The organism is Burkholderia sp. Bp8992, assembly GCF_003853705.1.
GTDB lineage: Bacteria > Pseudomonadota > Gammaproteobacteria > Burkholderiales > Burkholderiaceae > Burkholderia.
The window spans coordinates 1-16,845 of record NZ_QTQI01000001.1; the positions used below are offsets into that span (position 1 = coordinate 1).

General features: G+C 65.8%; 14 protein-coding genes and 2 pseudogenes. 5 read left to right on the forward strand and 11 right to left on the reverse strand.

Annotated elements, in window-relative coordinates; translation table 11 throughout:
* Positions 1 to 1,202: pseudogene (locus DIE03_RS39030) on the reverse strand (hemagglutinin); the annotation flags it as partial.
* Here DIE03_RS39030 and DIE03_RS39035 point away from each other — a divergent pair.
* Positions 1,165 to 2,322, forward strand: coding sequence for a hypothetical protein (locus tag DIE03_RS39035; protein ID WP_409364407.1), 1,158 nt, complete (start codon positions 1,165 to 1,167; stop codon positions 2,320 to 2,322). The pseudogene DIE03_RS39030 and the gene DIE03_RS39035 overlap by 38 nt on opposite strands.
* A gap of 428 nt (positions 2,323 to 2,750) precedes the next feature.
* Here the strand turns inward: DIE03_RS39035 and DIE03_RS39040 are convergent.
* The 7 genes and pseudogenes from DIE03_RS39040 to DIE03_RS00035 all read right to left on the reverse strand — a co-directional run.
* Positions 2,751 to 2,885 (reverse strand): annotated as a pseudogene (locus DIE03_RS39040) (ESPR domain-containing protein); the annotation flags it as partial.
* Positions 2,886 to 2,903: 18 nt separating this feature from the next.
* The gene (locus tag DIE03_RS00010; RefSeq protein ID WP_185658070.1) at positions 2,904 to 3,584 is read right to left on the reverse strand and encodes a tetratricopeptide repeat protein; all 681 of its coding nucleotides are present in this window, start codon (positions 3,582 to 3,584) and stop codon (positions 2,904 to 2,906) included.
* Positions 3,585 to 4,302: 718 nt separating this feature from the next.
* The gene (locus DIE03_RS00015) at positions 4,303 to 5,739 is read right to left on the reverse strand and encodes an efflux transporter outer membrane subunit (RefSeq protein WP_124446293.1); all 1,437 of its coding nucleotides are present in this window, start codon (positions 5,737 to 5,739) and stop codon (positions 4,303 to 4,305) included.
* A 17-nt stretch (positions 5,740 to 5,756) separates the two neighbouring features.
* A complete protein-coding gene (locus DIE03_RS00020; protein WP_124446295.1) occupies positions 5,757 to 7,331 on the reverse strand; it encodes a DHA2 family efflux MFS transporter permease subunit in 1,575 nt (524 codons plus the stop codon).
* 13 nt (positions 7,332 to 7,344) lie between these two features.
* Positions 7,345 to 8,439 carry an HlyD family secretion protein gene (locus tag DIE03_RS00025; protein ID WP_124446297.1) on the reverse strand — a complete coding sequence of 365 codons (1,095 nt, stop codon included), beginning with the start codon at positions 8,437 to 8,439 and terminating at the stop codon, positions 7,345 to 7,347.
* A 64-nt stretch (positions 8,440 to 8,503) separates the two neighbouring features.
* Positions 8,504 to 8,935: a MarR family winged helix-turn-helix transcriptional regulator gene (locus DIE03_RS00030; RefSeq protein ID WP_124446299.1), complete on the reverse strand. Its 432-nt coding sequence runs from the start codon at positions 8,933 to 8,935 to the stop codon at positions 8,504 to 8,506.
* A gap of 81 nt (positions 8,936 to 9,016) precedes the next feature.
* Positions 9,017 to 9,937, reverse strand: coding sequence for a LysR family transcriptional regulator (locus DIE03_RS00035; protein WP_124446301.1), 921 nt, complete (start codon positions 9,935 to 9,937; stop codon positions 9,017 to 9,019).
* A 91-nt stretch (positions 9,938 to 10,028) separates the two neighbouring features.
* Between DIE03_RS00035 and DIE03_RS00040 the strand changes: the two genes are divergently transcribed.
* The 3 genes from DIE03_RS00040 (at position 10,029) to DIE03_RS00050 (ending at position 12,320) form a co-directional block, all read left to right on the forward strand.
* Positions 10,029 to 10,457: a MarR family winged helix-turn-helix transcriptional regulator gene (locus DIE03_RS00040; RefSeq protein WP_124446303.1), complete on the forward strand. Its 429-nt coding sequence runs from the start codon at positions 10,029 to 10,031 to the stop codon at positions 10,455 to 10,457.
* Between the two features lie 173 nt (positions 10,458 to 10,630).
* On the forward strand, positions 10,631 to 11,878 hold the full coding sequence (locus tag DIE03_RS00045) for an aconitase X (RefSeq protein WP_124446305.1): 1,248 nt from the start codon (positions 10,631 to 10,633) through the stop codon (positions 11,876 to 11,878).
* Positions 11,871 to 12,320 carry an aconitase X swivel domain-containing protein gene (locus DIE03_RS00050; protein WP_124446307.1) on the forward strand — a complete coding sequence of 150 codons (450 nt, stop codon included), beginning with the start codon at positions 11,871 to 11,873 and terminating at the stop codon, positions 12,318 to 12,320. The genes DIE03_RS00045 and DIE03_RS00050 overlap by 8 nt, the downstream gene beginning before the upstream one ends.
* Before the next feature lie 21 nt (positions 12,321 to 12,341).
* On the opposite strand, the gene DIE03_RS00055 is transcribed toward DIE03_RS00050, so the two are convergent.
* The 3 genes from DIE03_RS00055 to DIE03_RS00065 all read right to left on the reverse strand — a co-directional run bounded on the left by DIE03_RS00055 (position 12,342) and on the right by DIE03_RS00065 (position 14,663).
* Positions 12,342 to 12,944 (reverse strand): hypothetical protein, encoded by a 603-nt coding sequence (locus tag DIE03_RS00055; RefSeq protein WP_124446309.1) that lies wholly within the window; start codon positions 12,942 to 12,944, stop codon positions 12,342 to 12,344.
* Positions 12,941 to 13,402 (reverse strand): hypothetical protein, encoded by a 462-nt coding sequence (locus DIE03_RS00060; protein ID WP_260434765.1) that lies wholly within the window; start codon positions 13,400 to 13,402, stop codon positions 12,941 to 12,943. The genes DIE03_RS00055 and DIE03_RS00060 overlap by 4 nt, the downstream gene beginning before the upstream one ends.
* Before the next feature lie 178 nt (positions 13,403 to 13,580).
* Complete coding sequence (locus DIE03_RS00065) at positions 13,581 to 14,663, reverse strand: AraC family transcriptional regulator (RefSeq protein ID WP_124446311.1); 1,083 nt, start codon at positions 14,661 to 14,663, stop codon at positions 13,581 to 13,583.
* 75 nt (positions 14,664 to 14,738) lie between these two features.
* Between DIE03_RS00065 and DIE03_RS00070 the strand changes: the two genes are divergently transcribed.
* Entirely contained in the window at positions 14,739 to 16,772 is a 2,034-nt protein-coding gene (locus DIE03_RS00070) for an NADPH-dependent 2,4-dienoyl-CoA reductase (RefSeq protein WP_124446313.1), read from the forward strand.
* Positions 16,773 to 16,845: the final 73 nt, after the last annotated feature.

Here is a 16,845-nt window from a genome sequence, read left to right on the forward strand (position 1 = left end):
GCCCCGAGGGTACTGTTGGTCGTGGTCAGGCTTGTCGACAGCGAGCTCACGCCGCTTTGTACCGTGCTGATACCGACCGCAGCCGACGTCGACAGACTCGCCACGTTGCTGTTCGTGATGTTCAGGCCCGTCGACAACGAGCTGACGTTGCCGTTGGTCGCATTCAAGCTGGTCGACAGCGATCCGACGTCGGTCGACTCCTGCGTCGACAGTGCACCGAGGGTGCTGTTGGTCGTGGTCAGGCTCGTCGACAGGGAACTCACGCCGCTTTGCGCCGTGCTGATGCCGGCCGCGGCCGACGTCGACAGACTTGCCACGTTGCTGTTCGTCGTATTCACGCTGGTTGACAGCGATCCCACGTCGGTCGATTCCTGAGTTGACAGCGCCCCGAGGGTGCTGTTGGTCGTGTTCAGGCCAGTAGACAGGGAGCTCACGCCGCTTTGTGCGGTGCTGATACCGACCGCGGCCGAGGTCGACAGGCTTGCCACGTTGCTGTTGGTCGTGGTCAGGCTTGTCGACAGGGAACTCACACCGCTTTGTGCGGTGCTGATACCGACCGCGGCCGAGGTCGACAGGCTCGCCACGTTGCTGTTCGTCGTATTCACGCTGGTCGACAACGAGCCCACGTCTGTCGACTCCTGAGTCGACAGCGCACCGACGGTGCTGTTAGTCGTGGCAAGGCCCGTCGACAGGGAGGTCACACCGCTTTGCGCCGTGCTGATACCGACCGCAGCCGAGGTCGACAGACTTGTCACGTTGCTGTTCGTGACGTTCAGACCCGTCGACAACGAGCTGACGTTGCCGTTGGTCGTATTCAGGCTGGTCGACAATGAGCCCACGTCTGTCGACTCCTGCGTCGACAGCGCACCGAGGGTGCTGTTGGTGGTGTTCAGGCCCGTAGACAGGGAGCTCACGCCGCTTTGCGCGGTGCTGATACCGGCCGCGGCCGACGTCGACAGACTCGCCACGTTGCTGTTGGTGGTATTCACGCTGGTCGACAGCGATCCGACGTCGGTCGATTCCTGGGTCGACAGTGCACCGAGGGTGCTGTTGGTCGTGGTCAGGCTCGTCGACAGGGAGCTCACGCCGCTTTGTGCGGTGCTGATGCCGGCCGCAGCCGAGGTCGACAGGCTTGCCACGTTACTGTTGGTGGTGTTCAGTCCCGTGGACAACGAGCTGACGTTGTCGTTGGTCGCATTCAAGCTGGTCGACAACGATCCGACATCAGTCGATTCCTGGGTCGACAGTGCCCCGAGGGTGCTGTTGGTCGTGTTCAGACCCGTCGACAGCGAGCTGACGCCGCTTTGCGCCGTGCTGATGCCGGCCGCGGCCGACGTCGACAGACTCGCCACGTTGCTGTTCGTGACGTTCAAGCCCGTCGACAACGAGCTGACGTTGCCGTTGGTCGTATTCAGGCTTGTCGACAGGGAGGTAACGCCGCTTTGTGCGGTGCTGATGCCGGCCGCAGCCGAGGTCGACAAGCTCGTCACGTTGCTGTTCGTGGCGCTCAGGCCCGTCGACAACGAACTGACGTTGCCGTTGGTCGCATTCAAGCCGGTCGACAACGAGCCCACATCGGTCGACTCCTGGGCCGACAGCGCTCCGAGGGTACTGTTGGTCGTGTTCAGACCCGTCGACAGCGAGCTGACGCCGCTTTGCGCCGTGCTGATGCCCGCCGCGGCCGACGTCGACAGACTTGTCACGTTGCTGTTGGTGGTGTTCAGGCCCGTCGACAACGAGGTCACACCGCTTTGTGCCGTGCTGATACCGGCCGCGGCCGAAGTCGACAGGCTTGTCACGTTGCTGTTCGTGGTGCTCAGGCCTGTCGACAACGAGGTCACGCCGCTTTGCGCCGTGCTGATCCCCGTCGAGGTCGAAGTCGACAGGCTGGTCAACTTTCCGTTCGTGGTGCTCAACCCCGTCGACAACGAGGTTACGCCGCTTTGTGCCGTGCTGATCCCCGCCGAGGCCGAAGTCGACAGGCTCGTCACGTTGCCGTTCGTCGTGCTCAACCCCGTCGACAGCGAGTTCACGCCGCTTTGCGCCGTACTGATCCCCGCCGCAGCCGAAGTCGACAAGCTCGTCACGTTACTGTTCGCCGTACTCAACCCCGTCGACAGCGAGTTCACTCCACTTTGCGCCGTGCTGATGCCGGTCGAAGCCGACGTCGACAAGCTGAAAAGCTGCGAGCCGTTAACCGCATCCGTTGACGTCGATGTCACGGTCCCGGCCGTAACATTGATGATCTTGCGCGTTGCCAGCGTACCGCTGCCAGCGCCCACGCTCACCACGTTACTCTGCCCCCCGTCGGTGCTACCGTAACCCAAAGCAACGCTGTTTGACCCAGTGGCCGTCACACTGCCGCCGATTGCCACCGAGTTTTGCCCAGCGCCGGTCGCACCGTAGCCGATCGCGACGGTGTTGGACGCACTGACTCCAGCGCCGGCATTCACGCCCAACGCCACGTTTCCGTTTCCGGTCAAGTTCTGCCCGGCGCCTGCTCCAATGGCCGTGTTGTAGTCCCCCGCGAGACCGTTCCCCGAATTGGCCCCGACTGCCGTGTTGTAACCGGCGCTGACTACGCTACTGCCTTGTCCGCTGTGATATCCGTAGAACGTGCTGTTGCTCCCGCTTGCCCCAACGCCGTTGCTCACACCACTTCCACAAATGTTGCTGTTGCTGCCGTTCTGGCAGGTGCCGTCCGCCCACCCCACCTGCGACAAAGACATGCACGCACCGGCCACCAACGCCGCAGCCGCCGCCGCACGCACCCGCCGCACCGCCCGGGTTCGCCCGCCTGACTTCCCCTGTCCGGCCACGCACTCCGCGACAGCAATCATCTGATTCAGCCGCTTGCTGAAAATGCACTTGTAAATCTTGTTCATGTTGTCCCCCAGTTCTCATCAGCGCCAGTTCGCGGAGAGCGCTTGCAGACAGGTTCCCCAGTCCGCGCGCGCTTCTTGCCTGTATGTCACGACATCGGGATACCAGGCGGTGTCGCCAAACCACCGCCAATCGGCATGCTTTTGCAAAAGCACATGTGTCTTCAGTCCAAGCGCACCCGCAAGATTGGCGCTCGACGTACACACCGACACGATTTCATCCAGACACTGCATTGCCGCTGCAGTCCGGCTGAAGTCGGTCAAGAAATGAGAAAGATCGGTAACGGGCAAATCGGGCACGCCGGCGAGAACTGCGCCATGTTCGGCGGGCATCAGCGAATAGAAGTGCACACAGCCAATGACTTTCAGATGCGCAACGGCCAGGTCGTAGCGAATCTGCGGATCAAGAGGCGCGAGCGCGGCGGCCCGCGTGAACTCATCGAGCGCCTCGCGTGGTCGGCCACCTTGGTTCAATGCCACGCCCAGGAGCAGATGCAGGAAGCCACAGCCCTGATCGACAGAGATGGCCTGCCTCGCGCACTCGGCACTTTGCTCGAAGTGCCCGTCATTCAAAAGTTGCAACGCTCGCTGCGACAGTGCCGCGGTGCGCGTTGACCGGCCGGGCTCGACTTCCGCTGTCGCACCAGAGGGAAGCGGCAATACGCCGGTGATGCACGCCAGCCTTGAAGGTGGCGAATGCAAGTCTTCTCTGCATTTCATACGTCCCCCCGAACACGTCGTGAAGCGAGTTCTCACCGCGCGCGTGAGCGCGGCTCAATCAACGTGTGCGGAGGGGTGATACGAGAAGGCAGCCGCAAGGCAGCCATAGCGTACTTGGACATGATTTCCCCGATCTGCGTTTTGGTCGTTCGTTGCCTGCACTGGGCTCTACGGCCGTGCGGCTTGGATGTGTGCGAAACACGTGAGCAAGGAGTGGACCAGCACGCGGTGGCTCAATGACCACGAGGCCGAGCGATCGACAGGCGATGTGAGACAACGTTCGGACCCCAGCGTTGTTTCAGTTCTGAAACGCCAGAAGGACGCACCGATTCGCCAAGTCCCGCGCGCAGCAAGGAAACACACGTACGGCGCGGCTTTGCGTCGACGGCAGGCATGGGATTCCTGTGTACCCCGTTGCTGTGATTTATCTAGGAATGTTTCAATCGTGCAACCTGCGGCCGGGAACGATGCCGTGTGGGGTAATCGTCCTGTCCGGGCATGTGTGTGACCCGCCCGGGGGAATTTTCGGACCGGTTGAAACCGAGAGAATGGCTTCCAATGGGGAAAAGGAAGTCATGAGGAAGAGCCGGTTGCCGAGGAACAGATGGTCGCCAGGAATGTGCTCGGCCCGATCCTCATCGGGCGGCTGGCGAGCGGCGCGCCGGCAAGTGTCGAAGCCGGCGCCGTATCGTGATTCCGCTCAGTTCTTCGCCACGGCCTCCACCTCCGGCCCGCCCGCCGCGTCATTCCGGCTCCACCCACCCCCAAGCGACCGATACAGCGCCACCGCCGCCAGCGCATGCTCGCGCTTGACCTGATTGAGCGAATCCGAATCCTGCAGATACACTTCCTGCGCCGACAGTACATCCAGAAAATCCGTCGCGCCGCCCTTGTAGAGCTGATTCGCCAACCCGAGCGCCTTGTCCGACGCGGAAAGTGCGCTACCCAGCTTCCGCGTCGCCTCATCGGAGCTGACGAGATTCGCGCGCGCGTCCTCGACTTCCCGCAGCGCCTGCAGCATCGTCTGCCGCAACCCGAGTTCCGACTCGCGCATCCGGCTTTCGCTCTGCGAGATATCCGCCGTAATCCGCCCCGCATTGAAGATCGGACTCGTCGCGCTCAACGCCGCGCTGAACAGGTTATCGGTCAACGTCGGCAAGCCGAGATACGACGCCGCCAGAATCCCGTCCGTCAGGTTCAACGAGAACTTCGGATACCGCTCGGCCCTCGCCACGCCCACTTGCGCCGCACGCCGCTCGACTTGAGCGTAGGCAGTCAGCACATCGGGCCGCCGCAGCAACGCCTGCGAAGGCAACGTCCCCGGCGCGCCGACCGGCGGTGCGGGAATCTCGCCAGCCTGCGCCAACACGAGCCGATCGACCGATTCCGGCGTGCGCCCCGAATACACGGCAATCAGATTGAGCTGATGCGAGATCTGCGCCTGCGTCGGCGGAATCCGTGCTTCGAGCGCATCGAGCTGGTTCTGCGCACGGGTCACGTCGAGCTCAGTCGACAACCCGAACGCCTGCCGCTTGCGCGTGAGCTCGAGCGCATGCTGCCGGATCTTCACGTTGTCCTGCAGGATCTTCAATTCCTGCTGCGCCCAGCGCAGATCGACATACGCGGATGCCGCATCGGCCGCGAGCGCGAGCCGCATCGCATCTTCCGCATGCTTCTGTCCGACAAGCTCCGCCTGAGCGGCCAGCAGATCGAGCCGTTCACCGCCGAACACATCGGGCGACCAGCTGAGCGCGAGCCCGGCGCCAGCCTGCCGCACATAACCGAGCGGCGGCGGCGTGTTCTGCCGCGCGTCGGCCGCATGCGCGGTCGCGTCGAGTTCGGGCAGCAGCACCGCGCGCTTCTGGACGGTCAGCGCCTGCGCCTGCTTCACGCGTTCGGCGGCGGCCTGCAGATCGAGGTTGCCGTCGAGCACGGTCGCGATCAACTGGTCGAGCACGGGGTCGTGGAATTGCGCCCACCACGCGGCCGCGTCGATGCCCGCGCGCGGCACGTCGGTATCCCAGGCAGCAGGTGCGAGCGTTTGAACGGATTCGTTCAGCGCCGGATGCTGCGCGGGCTGCACCGCGCACCCGGCGGCGAATGCACTGACAGCCAGCGCGAGAAGTAGCTTTTTCATGATGAAGGACCTTGACCTCAGTGCGCGTCCGGCGGCGGCGCGTTGAACGTAATGGGTTTGGAAAACACGACGGCAAGCAGCGCGACGACGAAGCACAGCGACAGCGCGTAATACGCGTCGGCATAAGTGAGCGTCAGCGCTTCGCGATAGATCAGCCGATGCAGGTTCGCGAGCCCGGCCTGCGCGGTATTCAGCGTGTTGCCGGCCACCGAGCCCCAGTAGGCGGCCTGGCGATCGAGCAGCGACGCGACCTGCGGTTCGCCGGCGCTCACGTGCTCGTTCAGCCGCAGGTAGTGGAAATTCAGCCGGTCGTTGAGCATCGTCGCGCTTACCGCGATGCCGATCGCCCCGCCGAGGTTGCGCATCAGGTTGAACAACCCGCTCGCCGATTTCAGCCGCGACTGCGGCAGCGAGCCGAGCGCCATCGTCACGATCGGCGGCACGCTGAATTGCTGGCCGATGCCGCGCAGTGCCTGCGGCAGCAGCAGTTCGCGCCAGCCCCAGTCATGCGTGATCGGCGTGTACAGATAGCAGCCGAGGCCGAAGCAGATCAGCCCGAACACGAGCAGCGCACGCAGGCTGAAGTAGCGCGCGGCGAATGCATACGCACAGAGCGCGAGCAACTGGAACGCCCCGACCGACAGCAGCGCGATACCGATCTGCAGCGAGCTGAACGCCCGCACCTGCGCGAGAAACAGCGGCGTGAGGAACACGGTCACGAAGATCCCGATGCCGGTTACGAACGACAGCAGGCTGCCGATCCCGAAGTTGCGCACGGCGAGGGCGCGCAGGTCGACGATCGGATCTTTCGCGGTCAGCGCATGCACGATGAACAGGAAGCCGCAGATGCCGGAGATCCACGCGCAAATCACGATCGCATCGTCGCCGAACCAGTTCTTGCGCGGGCCTTCCTCGAGCACGTATTCGAGGCAGCCGAGGAAGCCCGACATCAGCACGATGCCGAGATAGTCGCCGCGCTTGATGAGGCTGAGGTCGGGCTCGTCGATATGCACGTAGCGCGGCACGAGCGCGGCCACCGCGATACCCGGCACGAGGTTCAGGTAGAACAGCCAGTGCCACGACCATTGGTCGGTGATCCAGCCGCCGATCACGGGGCCGATCGCCGGCGCGAGCGACGCGAGCGCGCCGATCGTCGTCGACGCGATCAGCCGCTGCTTGCCGGGAAACAGCACGAACGCGGTAGTGAACACGGTCGGGATCATCGCGGCGCCGAGCGCGCCCTGCAGCCCGCGAAACAGGATCATCGAGTTGATGTCCCACGCGAGCCCGCACAGCATGCTCGTGATCGTGAAGCCGACGGCCGATGCGACGAACAGCCAGCGCGTCGACATCACCTTCGACAGCCAGCCCGACATCGGGATCACGATGATCTCGGCGATCAGGTAGGCCGTCTGCACCCACGACAGCTCGTCCTGGCTCGCGGACAGCCCGCCGCCGATGTCGCGCAGCGACGACGCGACGATCTGGATGTCGAGCGTCGCCATGAAGAAGCCGACGCACATCAGCGCGAACGCGAAGACGCGCTGCCGGGTCGGTTGCGACGCGGGGTCGCCGGAAAACGCGGTGGTCATCGTCGGCTCCCGCTCAGTTCTTGTGATCGGTATGCACGGTCACGACCGCGGACAGGCCGGGGCGCAGCACGTGCTCGATGCCGGGCTGCGGATCGAGGTGCACGCGCACGGGCACGCGCTGGACGATCTTCGTGAAGTTGCCGGTCGCGTTCTCGGGCGGCAGCACGCTGAAGGTCGCGCCGGTCGCGGGCGCCAGGCTGTCGACGCGACCGTGCAGTTTCGTGCTCGACGCATCGAGCGACACGTCGACGCGATCGCCCGCATGCATCTTGCGCAACTGGTCTTCCTTGAAGTTCGCATCGATCCACAGCCCGGAGGCCGGCACGACCGTCAGCAGCGGCACGCCGACGTTCGCGAGCATGCCGACGCGGCCCGTGCGGTTGCCGACGTAGCCGTCGACCGGCGAGCGGATCGTCGTGTATTCGACGTTGAGCGCCGCGACGCGCTGCGCGGCCAGCGCGGTGTTCACGCGGGCCTGCGCATCGGCGAGCTGCGCGCCGAGCACGTCGAGTTGCCGCTTCGCTGCAAGCAGCGCGGCGTCGCTGCGTTCGACGGCCGCGCCGGCCTTCGAATAGTCGGCGTCCGCGCGCTCGACGATCTGGTTCGACACGGCGTCGGATTTGACGAGCTCGCGGTAGCGCACGCGGTCCGATGCGGCGCGCGTCAGTTCGGCCGACGATGCGTTCTTGTCCGCCGCATGCTGGCCGATCACCGCGAACTGCAGTTGCTGCTTCGCTTCGAGTTCGATCACGGCGGAGCGCGCGCTGTCGACTTCGGCGGTCGCCTGTGCGAGCTTCGCGTCGTAGTCGCGCGCATCGAGCTGCACGAGCACGTCGCCGGCCTTCACGCGCTGGTTGTCGGTCACGAGAATCCTGTCGACGAAGCCGTTGACCTTCGGCGCGAGCACCGTCACGTCGCCGCCGACATACGCATCGTCGGTGCTCTCCTGGAAGCGCAGCACGAACAGCCAGTCGAGCATGGCCGCGGCCACGACGACGACGGTGACGCCTACCGCGATGCGCATCCACGGCACGCGCCGCAGCTGCTTCGCGGGCCGCTCGGTTGTGGCTGCTTCGCGTGACGAGGCAGCGTCTTGGGTCGTATCCATCGATTCACCTATGTATATGCACTTATCAAAACGATCGACGGCATCGCGTCGATCGGGGAAGGGGCTAGCGTTCCGGCAGGTTGTGCGTGATCCGGAACAGTTCGTCTCTGAGGCGGGCCGCCTGCGCAGGCCCGAAGCGCCGCTCGAACGCTTCCTGCGCGGCGAGCCATTGCACGTGCGCGTCGGCGACCTTCGTTTCGCCGTGCGCGGTCAGCGCGAACGTCTGGCCGCGGCACGGCGGTTCGGTCCGGCCCGTCACCAGCGCCGCGCCGACGAGCGGCTTGAGCGCGCGCAGCAGCGCGGTGCGTTCGATCACCAGCACGTTCGACAGCGTCGCCATCGTCAGGCCCGGCCGCTCGCGCAGCAGCGCGAGGATGCTGTACTGCGACGGCGTCACGCCCGCCTGCGACAGATAACGTTCGTAGAACTGCGAGATGCGGCGCGCGGCTTGCCGGACCGCAAAGCAATCGTCGTCGGTGAGGGTGATCTTGTGCATGTGCACATGTTAGGGCGCAGGGCGCCGCGAAGCGATGGGCGGGGCAGGATCAGATTGGTGTCGTGGCTGTACCAATCGCCGTCAGGCGGCGGCCGGGACGATCCAGCCTTCGCGGTCGCAATAGGCGGCCGTGTAGTCGATGAACGCCTTGACCTTCGCGGGCAGCAGCAGGCGGTTCGCGTACGCGAGCTTGATCTCGACGGACGCGTCGACGAGGTCGGCGTCGGCCAGCAGCTGCACGAGCGCGCCCGACGCGAGTTCGGTCTCGACGAGCGTTTTCGGGACGACGCCGATGCCGAAGCCGTGCATCGCCATTTCGCGGTTGAAGACGGGACTGTTCGACGAGACGTCGAAGCGGAACGGCACGGTCAGCAGGTCGCCGTCGACGCGGAACGTCAGCGCGGGCCGGCGTAGCGACGGCGACATCGGCACGAACAGATGATCGGCGAGATCGGCCGGCGTTTCGGGGCGCGCATGTTCGCGCAGGTAGGCCGGCGTCGCGACGATCACGACCGGAATGCGCTCGACCAGCCGCACGACGGTCGATTCGCTCGTCAGCATGTACGGCACGACGATGCCGATGTCGTAGCCTTCGCCGACGAAATCGACCGGGCGCTCGGTCAGCGTGACGTCGAGGCGCACCTTCGGATGCGCGCTCTTGAAGCCGGCGATCAGCGGCACGAGCCGGTTCAGCGCTGCCGTCGTGTGCGCGACGAGGCGCAGCAGGCCTTCGGGCTCGCGCGTTTGCGTCTGGGCTTCGACTTCGAGCGCGTCGAGTTCGTCGAGCACGGCCGCGCAGCGTTCGTAGATGCGCTCGGCCGTTTCGGTCAGCGACACCTGGCGCGTGGTCCGGTGCAGCAACCGGCTGCCGAAGCGCGCCTCCAGGTCCGCGACCGCCCGCGACACGACCGGCCGCGCGAGGCCGTGCATGTCGGCGGCGCGCGTGAAGCTGCGCATCTCCACCACCGACCGGAAGATCCGCAGCTTGTCGATGTAGTCCATGTCCGTCTCCTTGACGCGATGGCCGGCCGCGAGCCGTGTTACGGCGGAGTGTACATTGACTTTATGCATATGCACATATAAATTGACGAACATGAACGACACCTCGATTGCCCAAGCGTGCCACTGCCTCGCGCTGCGTCAGGCGGCGCGCTTCGTCACGCAACTGTATGAGCGGCATCTGGCCCCGGTCGGCGTCACGCCCGCGCAGTTCTCGATCATGGCGAATCTCACGCGCCAGCCCGGCCTCCTGATGAGCGAGCTTGCCGACATGCTCGTGATGGACCGCACGACCTTGCTGCGCGCGCTGAAGCCGCTGCAGCGCGATGGTTTCGTCGCGACGGCCGCGTCCGAGCACGATGCGCGCGCGCATGCGCTGCACCTGACGAAGCTCGGCGAGCGCACGTTCGCGCAGGCGAAGGTGGCGTGGCAGGCGGCGCAGGACGAATACGAGACGCAGTTCGGCAGCGATCGTGCGAAGGCGTTGCGCGGTGAGCTGTTCAGCCTGACCGCCGAACGCTAGGCGAACTGGAGCGGAATTCGAGCCATTGGCCAGGTTGCAGGCCTTCGATGGCATGAATTGGTTTTCAAACTGTCCGGATCGACGATAATCTGGACAGTTTTTACTTCCAGTTGTAGAGTCCTCTGACGGATTTCACGGGCCGGCGGCGCCGCCCGAGTCACGAGGAGCAACCGATGCTGCAGTTGAGTGACCGCGATGACGCGATGTTGCGCGGGGATTTCGGCGATGGCGTCGCGCGCGCGATGCGGATCGTCGCGCGTACGGCGCAGGTGATGTCCGCGCCGCACCTGATCGACATCACGTCGGCTCATATCGACGGCTGCTTGTATCACGGCCAGACGAGCCTCGACTTCGTCGAGTATTTCGTCGACACCGGCGCGCAGGTCGCGGTGCCGACCACCCTGAACGTCGGGTCGCTCGACCTGATCCATCCCGAGCTGTACCACGGCGATCGCACGATCCAGCGCGATGCGCAGCGCCTGATGGACGCGCACCTGCAGCTCGGCTGCGAATCGAGCTTCACGTGCGCGCCGTATCAGCTGAAGAAACGTCCCGCGAAAGGCGAGCAGATCGCGTGGGCGGAATCGAATGCGATCGTGTTCGCGAACTCGGTGCTCGGCGCGCGTACGAGCCGGTATGGCGACTTTCTCGACCTGGCCGCCGCGATCACCGGGCGCGCGCCGTATGCGGGGCTGCATGTCGAAGCGAACCGCGCCGCGCGGATCGTGTTCAACGCGCCGGACTTCAGCCGCCTGGCATCGCGCGACATCTATTTCGCGGCGCTCGGCCTGCTGATCGGCAGGATCGCGGGCGCGGTCGTGCCGGCGATCGTCGGGCTGCCGGCGGACACCACCGAAGACGAACTCAAGGCGCTCGGCGCGGCGGCTGCATCGAGTGGCGCCGTTGCGCTGTTTCATGCGGTAGGCATCACACCGGAGGCGCCGACGCTCGACGCCGCGTTGCATGGAGGCGCGGCGCAACGCGCGGTCGACGTCGCGATGGCCGATCTCGACGAGATTCGCCGCACGCTGAACCACGGTGCGGCAGGCGACGCACTCGTCGCGGTAGCGCTCGGCACGCCGCATTTCTCGCTGGCCGAATTCCGCACGCTCGACACGTTGCTCGATGCATTCGACGGCAAGCCGGCCTGCGATTTCTACGTGAACACGAGCCGCTTCATCCTGTGGGAGCTGGAGGAGGCAGGCCTCGCCGGCAAGTTCGCCGCGCGCGGCATCCAGATCGTCGTCGATACCTGTACGTACATCACGCCGGTGATGAAGCAATTGTCGGGACTGGTGATGACCAATTCGGGAAAGTGGGCGTCGTATGCGCCCGCGAACATCGGCGTGACGGTCGCGTACGGCAGCATGCGCGAATGCGTGCGGTCGGCGTATGAAGGCAAGGTGCGATTCGATGACTGAAGCGACGGGCAGGCAATTGACGGGCGACACGCTCGTGCCGGGCAGCGCGTGCGCGCGCGCGTTCGTCCTCGACAAGCCGCTCAGCTTCTGGGGCGGCTACGACTCGGGCGCGGGCAGGATCGTCGATCGCGGGCATCCGCAGGCCGGCGCGAGTCTCGCCGGCAAGGTGATGGTGATGCCGCACGCGAAGGGCTCGAGTTCGAGCAGCAGCGTGCTCGCGGAAGCCGTGCGCAACGGCACGGGGCCGGTCGCGATCGTGCTGAAGGAGCGCGACCTGATCATCTCGATCGGCGCGATCGTGGCGGCCGAGCTGTATGCGATCGCGGTGCCGGTGGTGTGCGTGAGCGATGACGTGTACGACACGATCGTCGCCGCGACGGGGGACGTGCGGATCGAGGCGTGCGAGGGGGATGGCGGCGCGCGGATCTGCGTCGACCTCTGACGCGTCGTGCGCCGGATCGTCTCAGATGAAGCGAATGTGCGGCGTTGCTTCGGTCGAGAGCGACAGGGCGCGCCGGGCAGCATTCATCTCGCGCTTGCCGCCTGGCTGCCTGAGCCGCCGGATCTCGGGCCACAAGATCGCGCCGAACACCGTGCGCAGGATCGTGCTCAGCAGGAGGAGGGCGATCGTGGCGCCGCCGAACCATGTGGCTATTTCCAGCACGCTGTCCGTGCTGCGTTCCATCGCGGACACGAGGCAGGCGGTGGTGGCCATGGCGACCAGCATGCCGATCGTGACGACAACATCCATGCGGGCAGCCGCGACTTTCGCGGGGCGAACGAGATACACCGAGCCGTCGGTTGCGTTGCGGATAGCGTAGATGGCGCGGCGATCACGACCTTGCGTGTAGGCGACGGTCAACCGGTCGCCCGCGACGATGAACACGCTTTGCGTGCTGTTCGTCCTGAGCGTGAGCGGTACGTCGACCGTGTCGAGCTGGAGCGCAATTTCCTCGATGCTTTGCTTGGTCGTGCCGAGATTGTTGCTCCAGACCTCGGTACGGATCGTTGTCTGGCTGACCGACGTCACGCAGCCGGACACAATCTGCATGGTGTGATCGTTCATCCGTTGCTCCGTTCGACTGTGAAGCCGGCCGGTTCGCCTTGCCACTTTTCCTGGGCTTCGCGCCGCTGGGGCCGGAAGGCCAGCTCGCAGAGGCCGGCGATCGCGAGCAGGGTGCCCAGCAGACTGATGATGCCCACGACCAAGGTCACCGCGCCGACGAACGCCCAGCCCGATTTGAAGACGGCGCCGTCGATCAGCAGGCTCAGCATGAAGATGCATGACGCCCACGTGAGCAGCGACAGGTTGCTGCTCTTCTGCCCGAGCGCATCGTAAGGAGCGATTGCCAGATCGTTGCTCCTGATCCACGCGATCTGGTGCCGGCCGCGATCGTCGAAGGTGCACGCGCGCACGGTCATCCCGGGCTTCAATCGACCGATCTGCTTGAATGCCTCTGCGTCGATATCGTCGGCGGCGATGAAGTAGCACGTGCCCTGCATCGTCAGGCGATAAAGCGGCACCTTCTTGGTCTCGGACGCGACACGAATGAGGTTGGTGTCGATACGGTCGATCGTCGATTCGATCAGGGTGGTGTGATTGGGCATGGGACGGGAGAGTAAGCCGGCCGGCGCCGCTTTGGCGTGGGATTGATCATACCGATTAAATCGCAGGTCGACACCACGTACCTGCTGCTGCGCGTCATTCGCGGGCCGGCCCCGCGGCCGCTTCCCGGAACGCGCTCGGCGTCTGCCCGGCCCAGCGCCGGAACGCGCGCGTGAAGTTCGCCGGGTCGGTGAATTGCAGACGTTCGGCGATGGTCTTCAGGTCGAGATCCGACGCCGCGAGCAACTGCTTCGCGTCGCGAAACCGCGCTTCGTCGAGCAGCTGCCGATAGCTCGACCCGGCTTCTTCCAGCCGGCGCCGCAGCGTGCGCGTCGATACGAGCAATGCATCGGCGAGCGTGTCCGGCCCCGGGTAATCGCCGGCGGCGCGCGCCAGCTCCGCACGCACGCGCTCGACCAGATCGCCTTCCTCCTGCCGCACCTGCGCATATTCGCGTTCGACCTGCACCAGCGCCTGCCGGTGCGCGACTTCGTCGGCGAGCGGCAGCGGCCAGTCGAGCACGTCGTGCGCGATCCACAGCGCGTTGGCCGCGCAGCCGAATTCCACCGGCGGCAACTGGTCGCGATAGCGCGCGAAATACACGGGCTCCGGCCACGCGAACTGCAGCCTGATCGGCGGCGACGTGCGCCCGGCCCATTGCGAGATGTTCTGCGCGAGCCCCGTCAGCACGAATTCGAACATCACGTGATGCTGCAGCACGGGGCTGGCCTGCACGCCATGCAGTTCGAGCGTCGCACCGTGTTCGTCTTCCGCATAGGTCAGCCGGTACTGGCGGTTGCGCATCCGGAAGTAGCGCTGCGTGACGGACAGCGCTTCGCGGATGTCTCGCGCGGTCAGCGTCGCGTAGCCGAGAAAGCCGTGCACGGTCGGTTTCAGCAGCAGCCCGAACGCGAGCCCGATGCCCGGATCGCCGCCGATCTCGATCGCATTGAGCACGAGCCGCCCCCATTGCGACGGCGCGACGCGCGCGTCCGGTTCGGCCAGCACCGCATCGCGCAGGCCCGTGCCGGCGCGCACGGCGGCCAGGTCGACGCCGCGCGCGGCCAGCGCCTGCAGCAGCAGGCGCGTATAGGCAACCGGAATCGTCGGCCGGCGCAGCCCGAGGCGGTCTTTGGCGAGGGGGGAGGTCATGTCGTCTTGGCCGGAAATGACAAGCATTATGGCTGTTTGCCCCCTCACGCTCAAGGCGGCGCGCGCCTACGATGGCAGGCATCGCTTATGGGCTCGACCATCATGACAACCGCCTTTCCCCACCTGCTCGCGCCGCTCGATCTCGGCTTCACCACGCTGAAGAACCGCGTGCTGATGGGCTCGATGCACACGGGCCTCGAAGACAGCCGCAAGACGCTGCCGCGCCTCGCCGAATATTTCGCCGAACGTGCGCGCGGCGGCGTCGGCCTGATCGTGACGGGCGGCTTCGCGCCGAACGTGGCCGGCTGGACCAAGCCGTTCGGCGGCACGCTGATGACGTCGGCGGCGGCGCGCCGGCATCGCGAGATCACGGAGGCCGTGCACGCGGAGGACGGCAAGATCGCGCTGCAGATCCTGCATACGGGCCGCTACGGCTACCACCCGTTCGCGGTCGCGCCGTCGAAGATCAAGTCGCCGATCTCGCCGTTCGCACCGCACGAGCTGAGCGCACGCGGCGTCGAGCGGCAGATCCGCGCGTTCGTGCGCTGCGCGAAGCTCGCACGCGAAGCCGGCTACGACGGCGTCGAGATCATGGGCTCCGAGGGCTACCTGATCAACCAGTTCATCTCGATGCATACGAACAAGCGCACCGACCAGTGGGGCGGTTCGTACGAGAACCGCATCCGCCTGCCGATCGAGATCATCGAGCGCACGCGCGAAGCGGTCGGCCGCGATTTCATCCTGATCTACCGGCTGTCGATGCTCGACCTGATTCCGGACGGCAGCGACTGGAGCGAAACCGTGCAGCTCGCGAAGGCCGTCGAGCGCGCGGGTGCGACGATCATCAACACGGGGATCGGCTGGCACGAGGCGCGCGTGCCGACGATCGCGACGTCGGTGCCGCGCGGCGCGTTCGCGTGGGTGACGAAGAAGATGAAGGGCGAGGTCGGCATTCCGCTCGTGACGACCAACCGGATCAATCGGCCGGAAGTGGCCGAGCAGATTCTCGCGGACGGCTGCGCGGACATGGTGTCGATGGCGCGGCCGCTGCTCGCCGACGCCGAATTCGTCGTGAAGGCCGCGCAGGGCCGCGCCGACGAGATCAACACCTGCATCGGCTGCAACCAGGCGTGCCTCGATCACGCGTTCAAGAACCGAATCGCGTCGTGCCTGCTGAATCCGCGCGCGTGCCACGAGACGGAGCTGAAATACACGCCCGCGCAGCAGCCGAAGCGCATCGCGGTGGTCGGCGCGGGACCGGCCGGGCTTTCGTGCTCGACCGTGCTCGCGCAGCGCGGCCATCACGTCGACCTGTTCGACGGCGCAGCCGAGATCGGCGGCCAGTTCAACATGGCGAAGCAGGTGCCGGGCAAGGAAGAGTTTCATGAAGCGCTGAGCTACTTCGGCCGCCAGGTCGAGCTGACCGGCGTGAAGCTGCACCTGAACCGCCGCGTCGACGCGAGCGACCTGATCGCGGGCGGCTACGACGAGATCGTGCTCGCAACCGGCGTCGCACCGCGCGACCCGAAGATTCCGGGGCAGGACGGGCCGAACGTGCTCAGCTATATCGACGTGCTCGCGGGCAAGCAGCCGGTCGGCCGGCGCGTCGCGGTGGTCGGCGCGGGCGGGATCGGCTTCGATGTCGCCGAATATCTGGTGCAGGACGGCGAGTCGCCGGCACTCGACCTGGACGAATGGAAAGCCGAGTGGGGCGTGACCGACCCGGCCGCGACGCGCGGCGGCGTGACGCGTGCGCAGGTGTCGGCACCGGCGCGCGAAGTGACGCTGCTGCAGCGCAAGCCAGCGCCGCTCGGCAAGGGGCTCGGCAAGACGACCGGCTGGATTCACCGCGCGACGCTGAAGATGAAGCAGGTGAAGATGATCGGCGGCGTGAACTACGAGCGAATCGATGCGCGCGGGCTGCATGTGTCGTACGGCGAACAGCGCACCGATCACAAGGTGATCGAAGCCGATACGATCGTGCTCTGCACGGGGCAGGAGCCGCAGCGCGCGTTGCTTGCGCCGCTGCAGGCGGCCGGGCGCTCGGTGCACCTGATCGGCGGCGCGGAACTGGCGGCCGAACTCGATGCGAAGCGCGCGATCGATCAGGGCGCGCGGCTGGCGGCGCGGCTGTAACGGGCGGTCATTGCGAGGGTCGCTCGGACGGTAGTCGCGTGGTGATGACCGGCTTGAGCGACGGTTCGCGGCT

Excerpts from the sequence above, each read along its gene's own strand:
- DIE03_RS00015 (WP_124446293.1), bottom strand. The coding sequence starts at position 5,739 with ATGAAAAAGCTACTTCTCGCGCTGGCTGTCAGTGCATTCGCCGCCGGG.
- DIE03_RS00020 (WP_124446295.1), bottom strand. The coding sequence starts at position 7,331 with ATGACCACCGCGTTTTCCGGCGACCCCGCGTCGCAACCGACCCGGCAG.
- DIE03_RS00025 (WP_124446297.1), bottom strand. The coding sequence starts at position 8,439 with ATGGATACGACCCAAGACGCTGCCTCGTCACGCGAAGCAGCCACAACC.
- DIE03_RS00030 (WP_124446299.1), bottom strand. The coding sequence starts at position 8,935 with ATGCACAAGATCACCCTCACCGACGACGATTGCTTTGCGGTCCGGCAA.
- DIE03_RS00035 (WP_124446301.1), bottom strand. The coding sequence starts at position 9,937 with ATGGACTACATCGACAAGCTGCGGATCTTCCGGTCGGTGGTGGAGATG.
- DIE03_RS00040 (WP_124446303.1), top strand. The coding sequence starts at position 10,029 with ATGAACGACACCTCGATTGCCCAAGCGTGCCACTGCCTCGCGCTGCGT.
- DIE03_RS00045 (WP_124446305.1), top strand. The coding sequence starts at position 10,631 with ATGCTGCAGTTGAGTGACCGCGATGACGCGATGTTGCGCGGGGATTTC.
- DIE03_RS00050 (WP_124446307.1), top strand. The coding sequence starts at position 11,871 with ATGACTGAAGCGACGGGCAGGCAATTGACGGGCGACACGCTCGTGCCG.
- DIE03_RS00055 (WP_124446309.1), bottom strand. The coding sequence starts at position 12,944 with ATGAACGATCACACCATGCAGATTGTGTCCGGCTGCGTGACGTCGGTC.
- DIE03_RS00065 (WP_124446311.1), bottom strand. The coding sequence starts at position 14,663 with ATGCTTGTCATTTCCGGCCAAGACGACATGACCTCCCCCCTCGCCAAA.
- DIE03_RS00070 (WP_124446313.1), top strand. The coding sequence starts at position 14,739 with ATGACAACCGCCTTTCCCCACCTGCTCGCGCCGCTCGATCTCGGCTTC.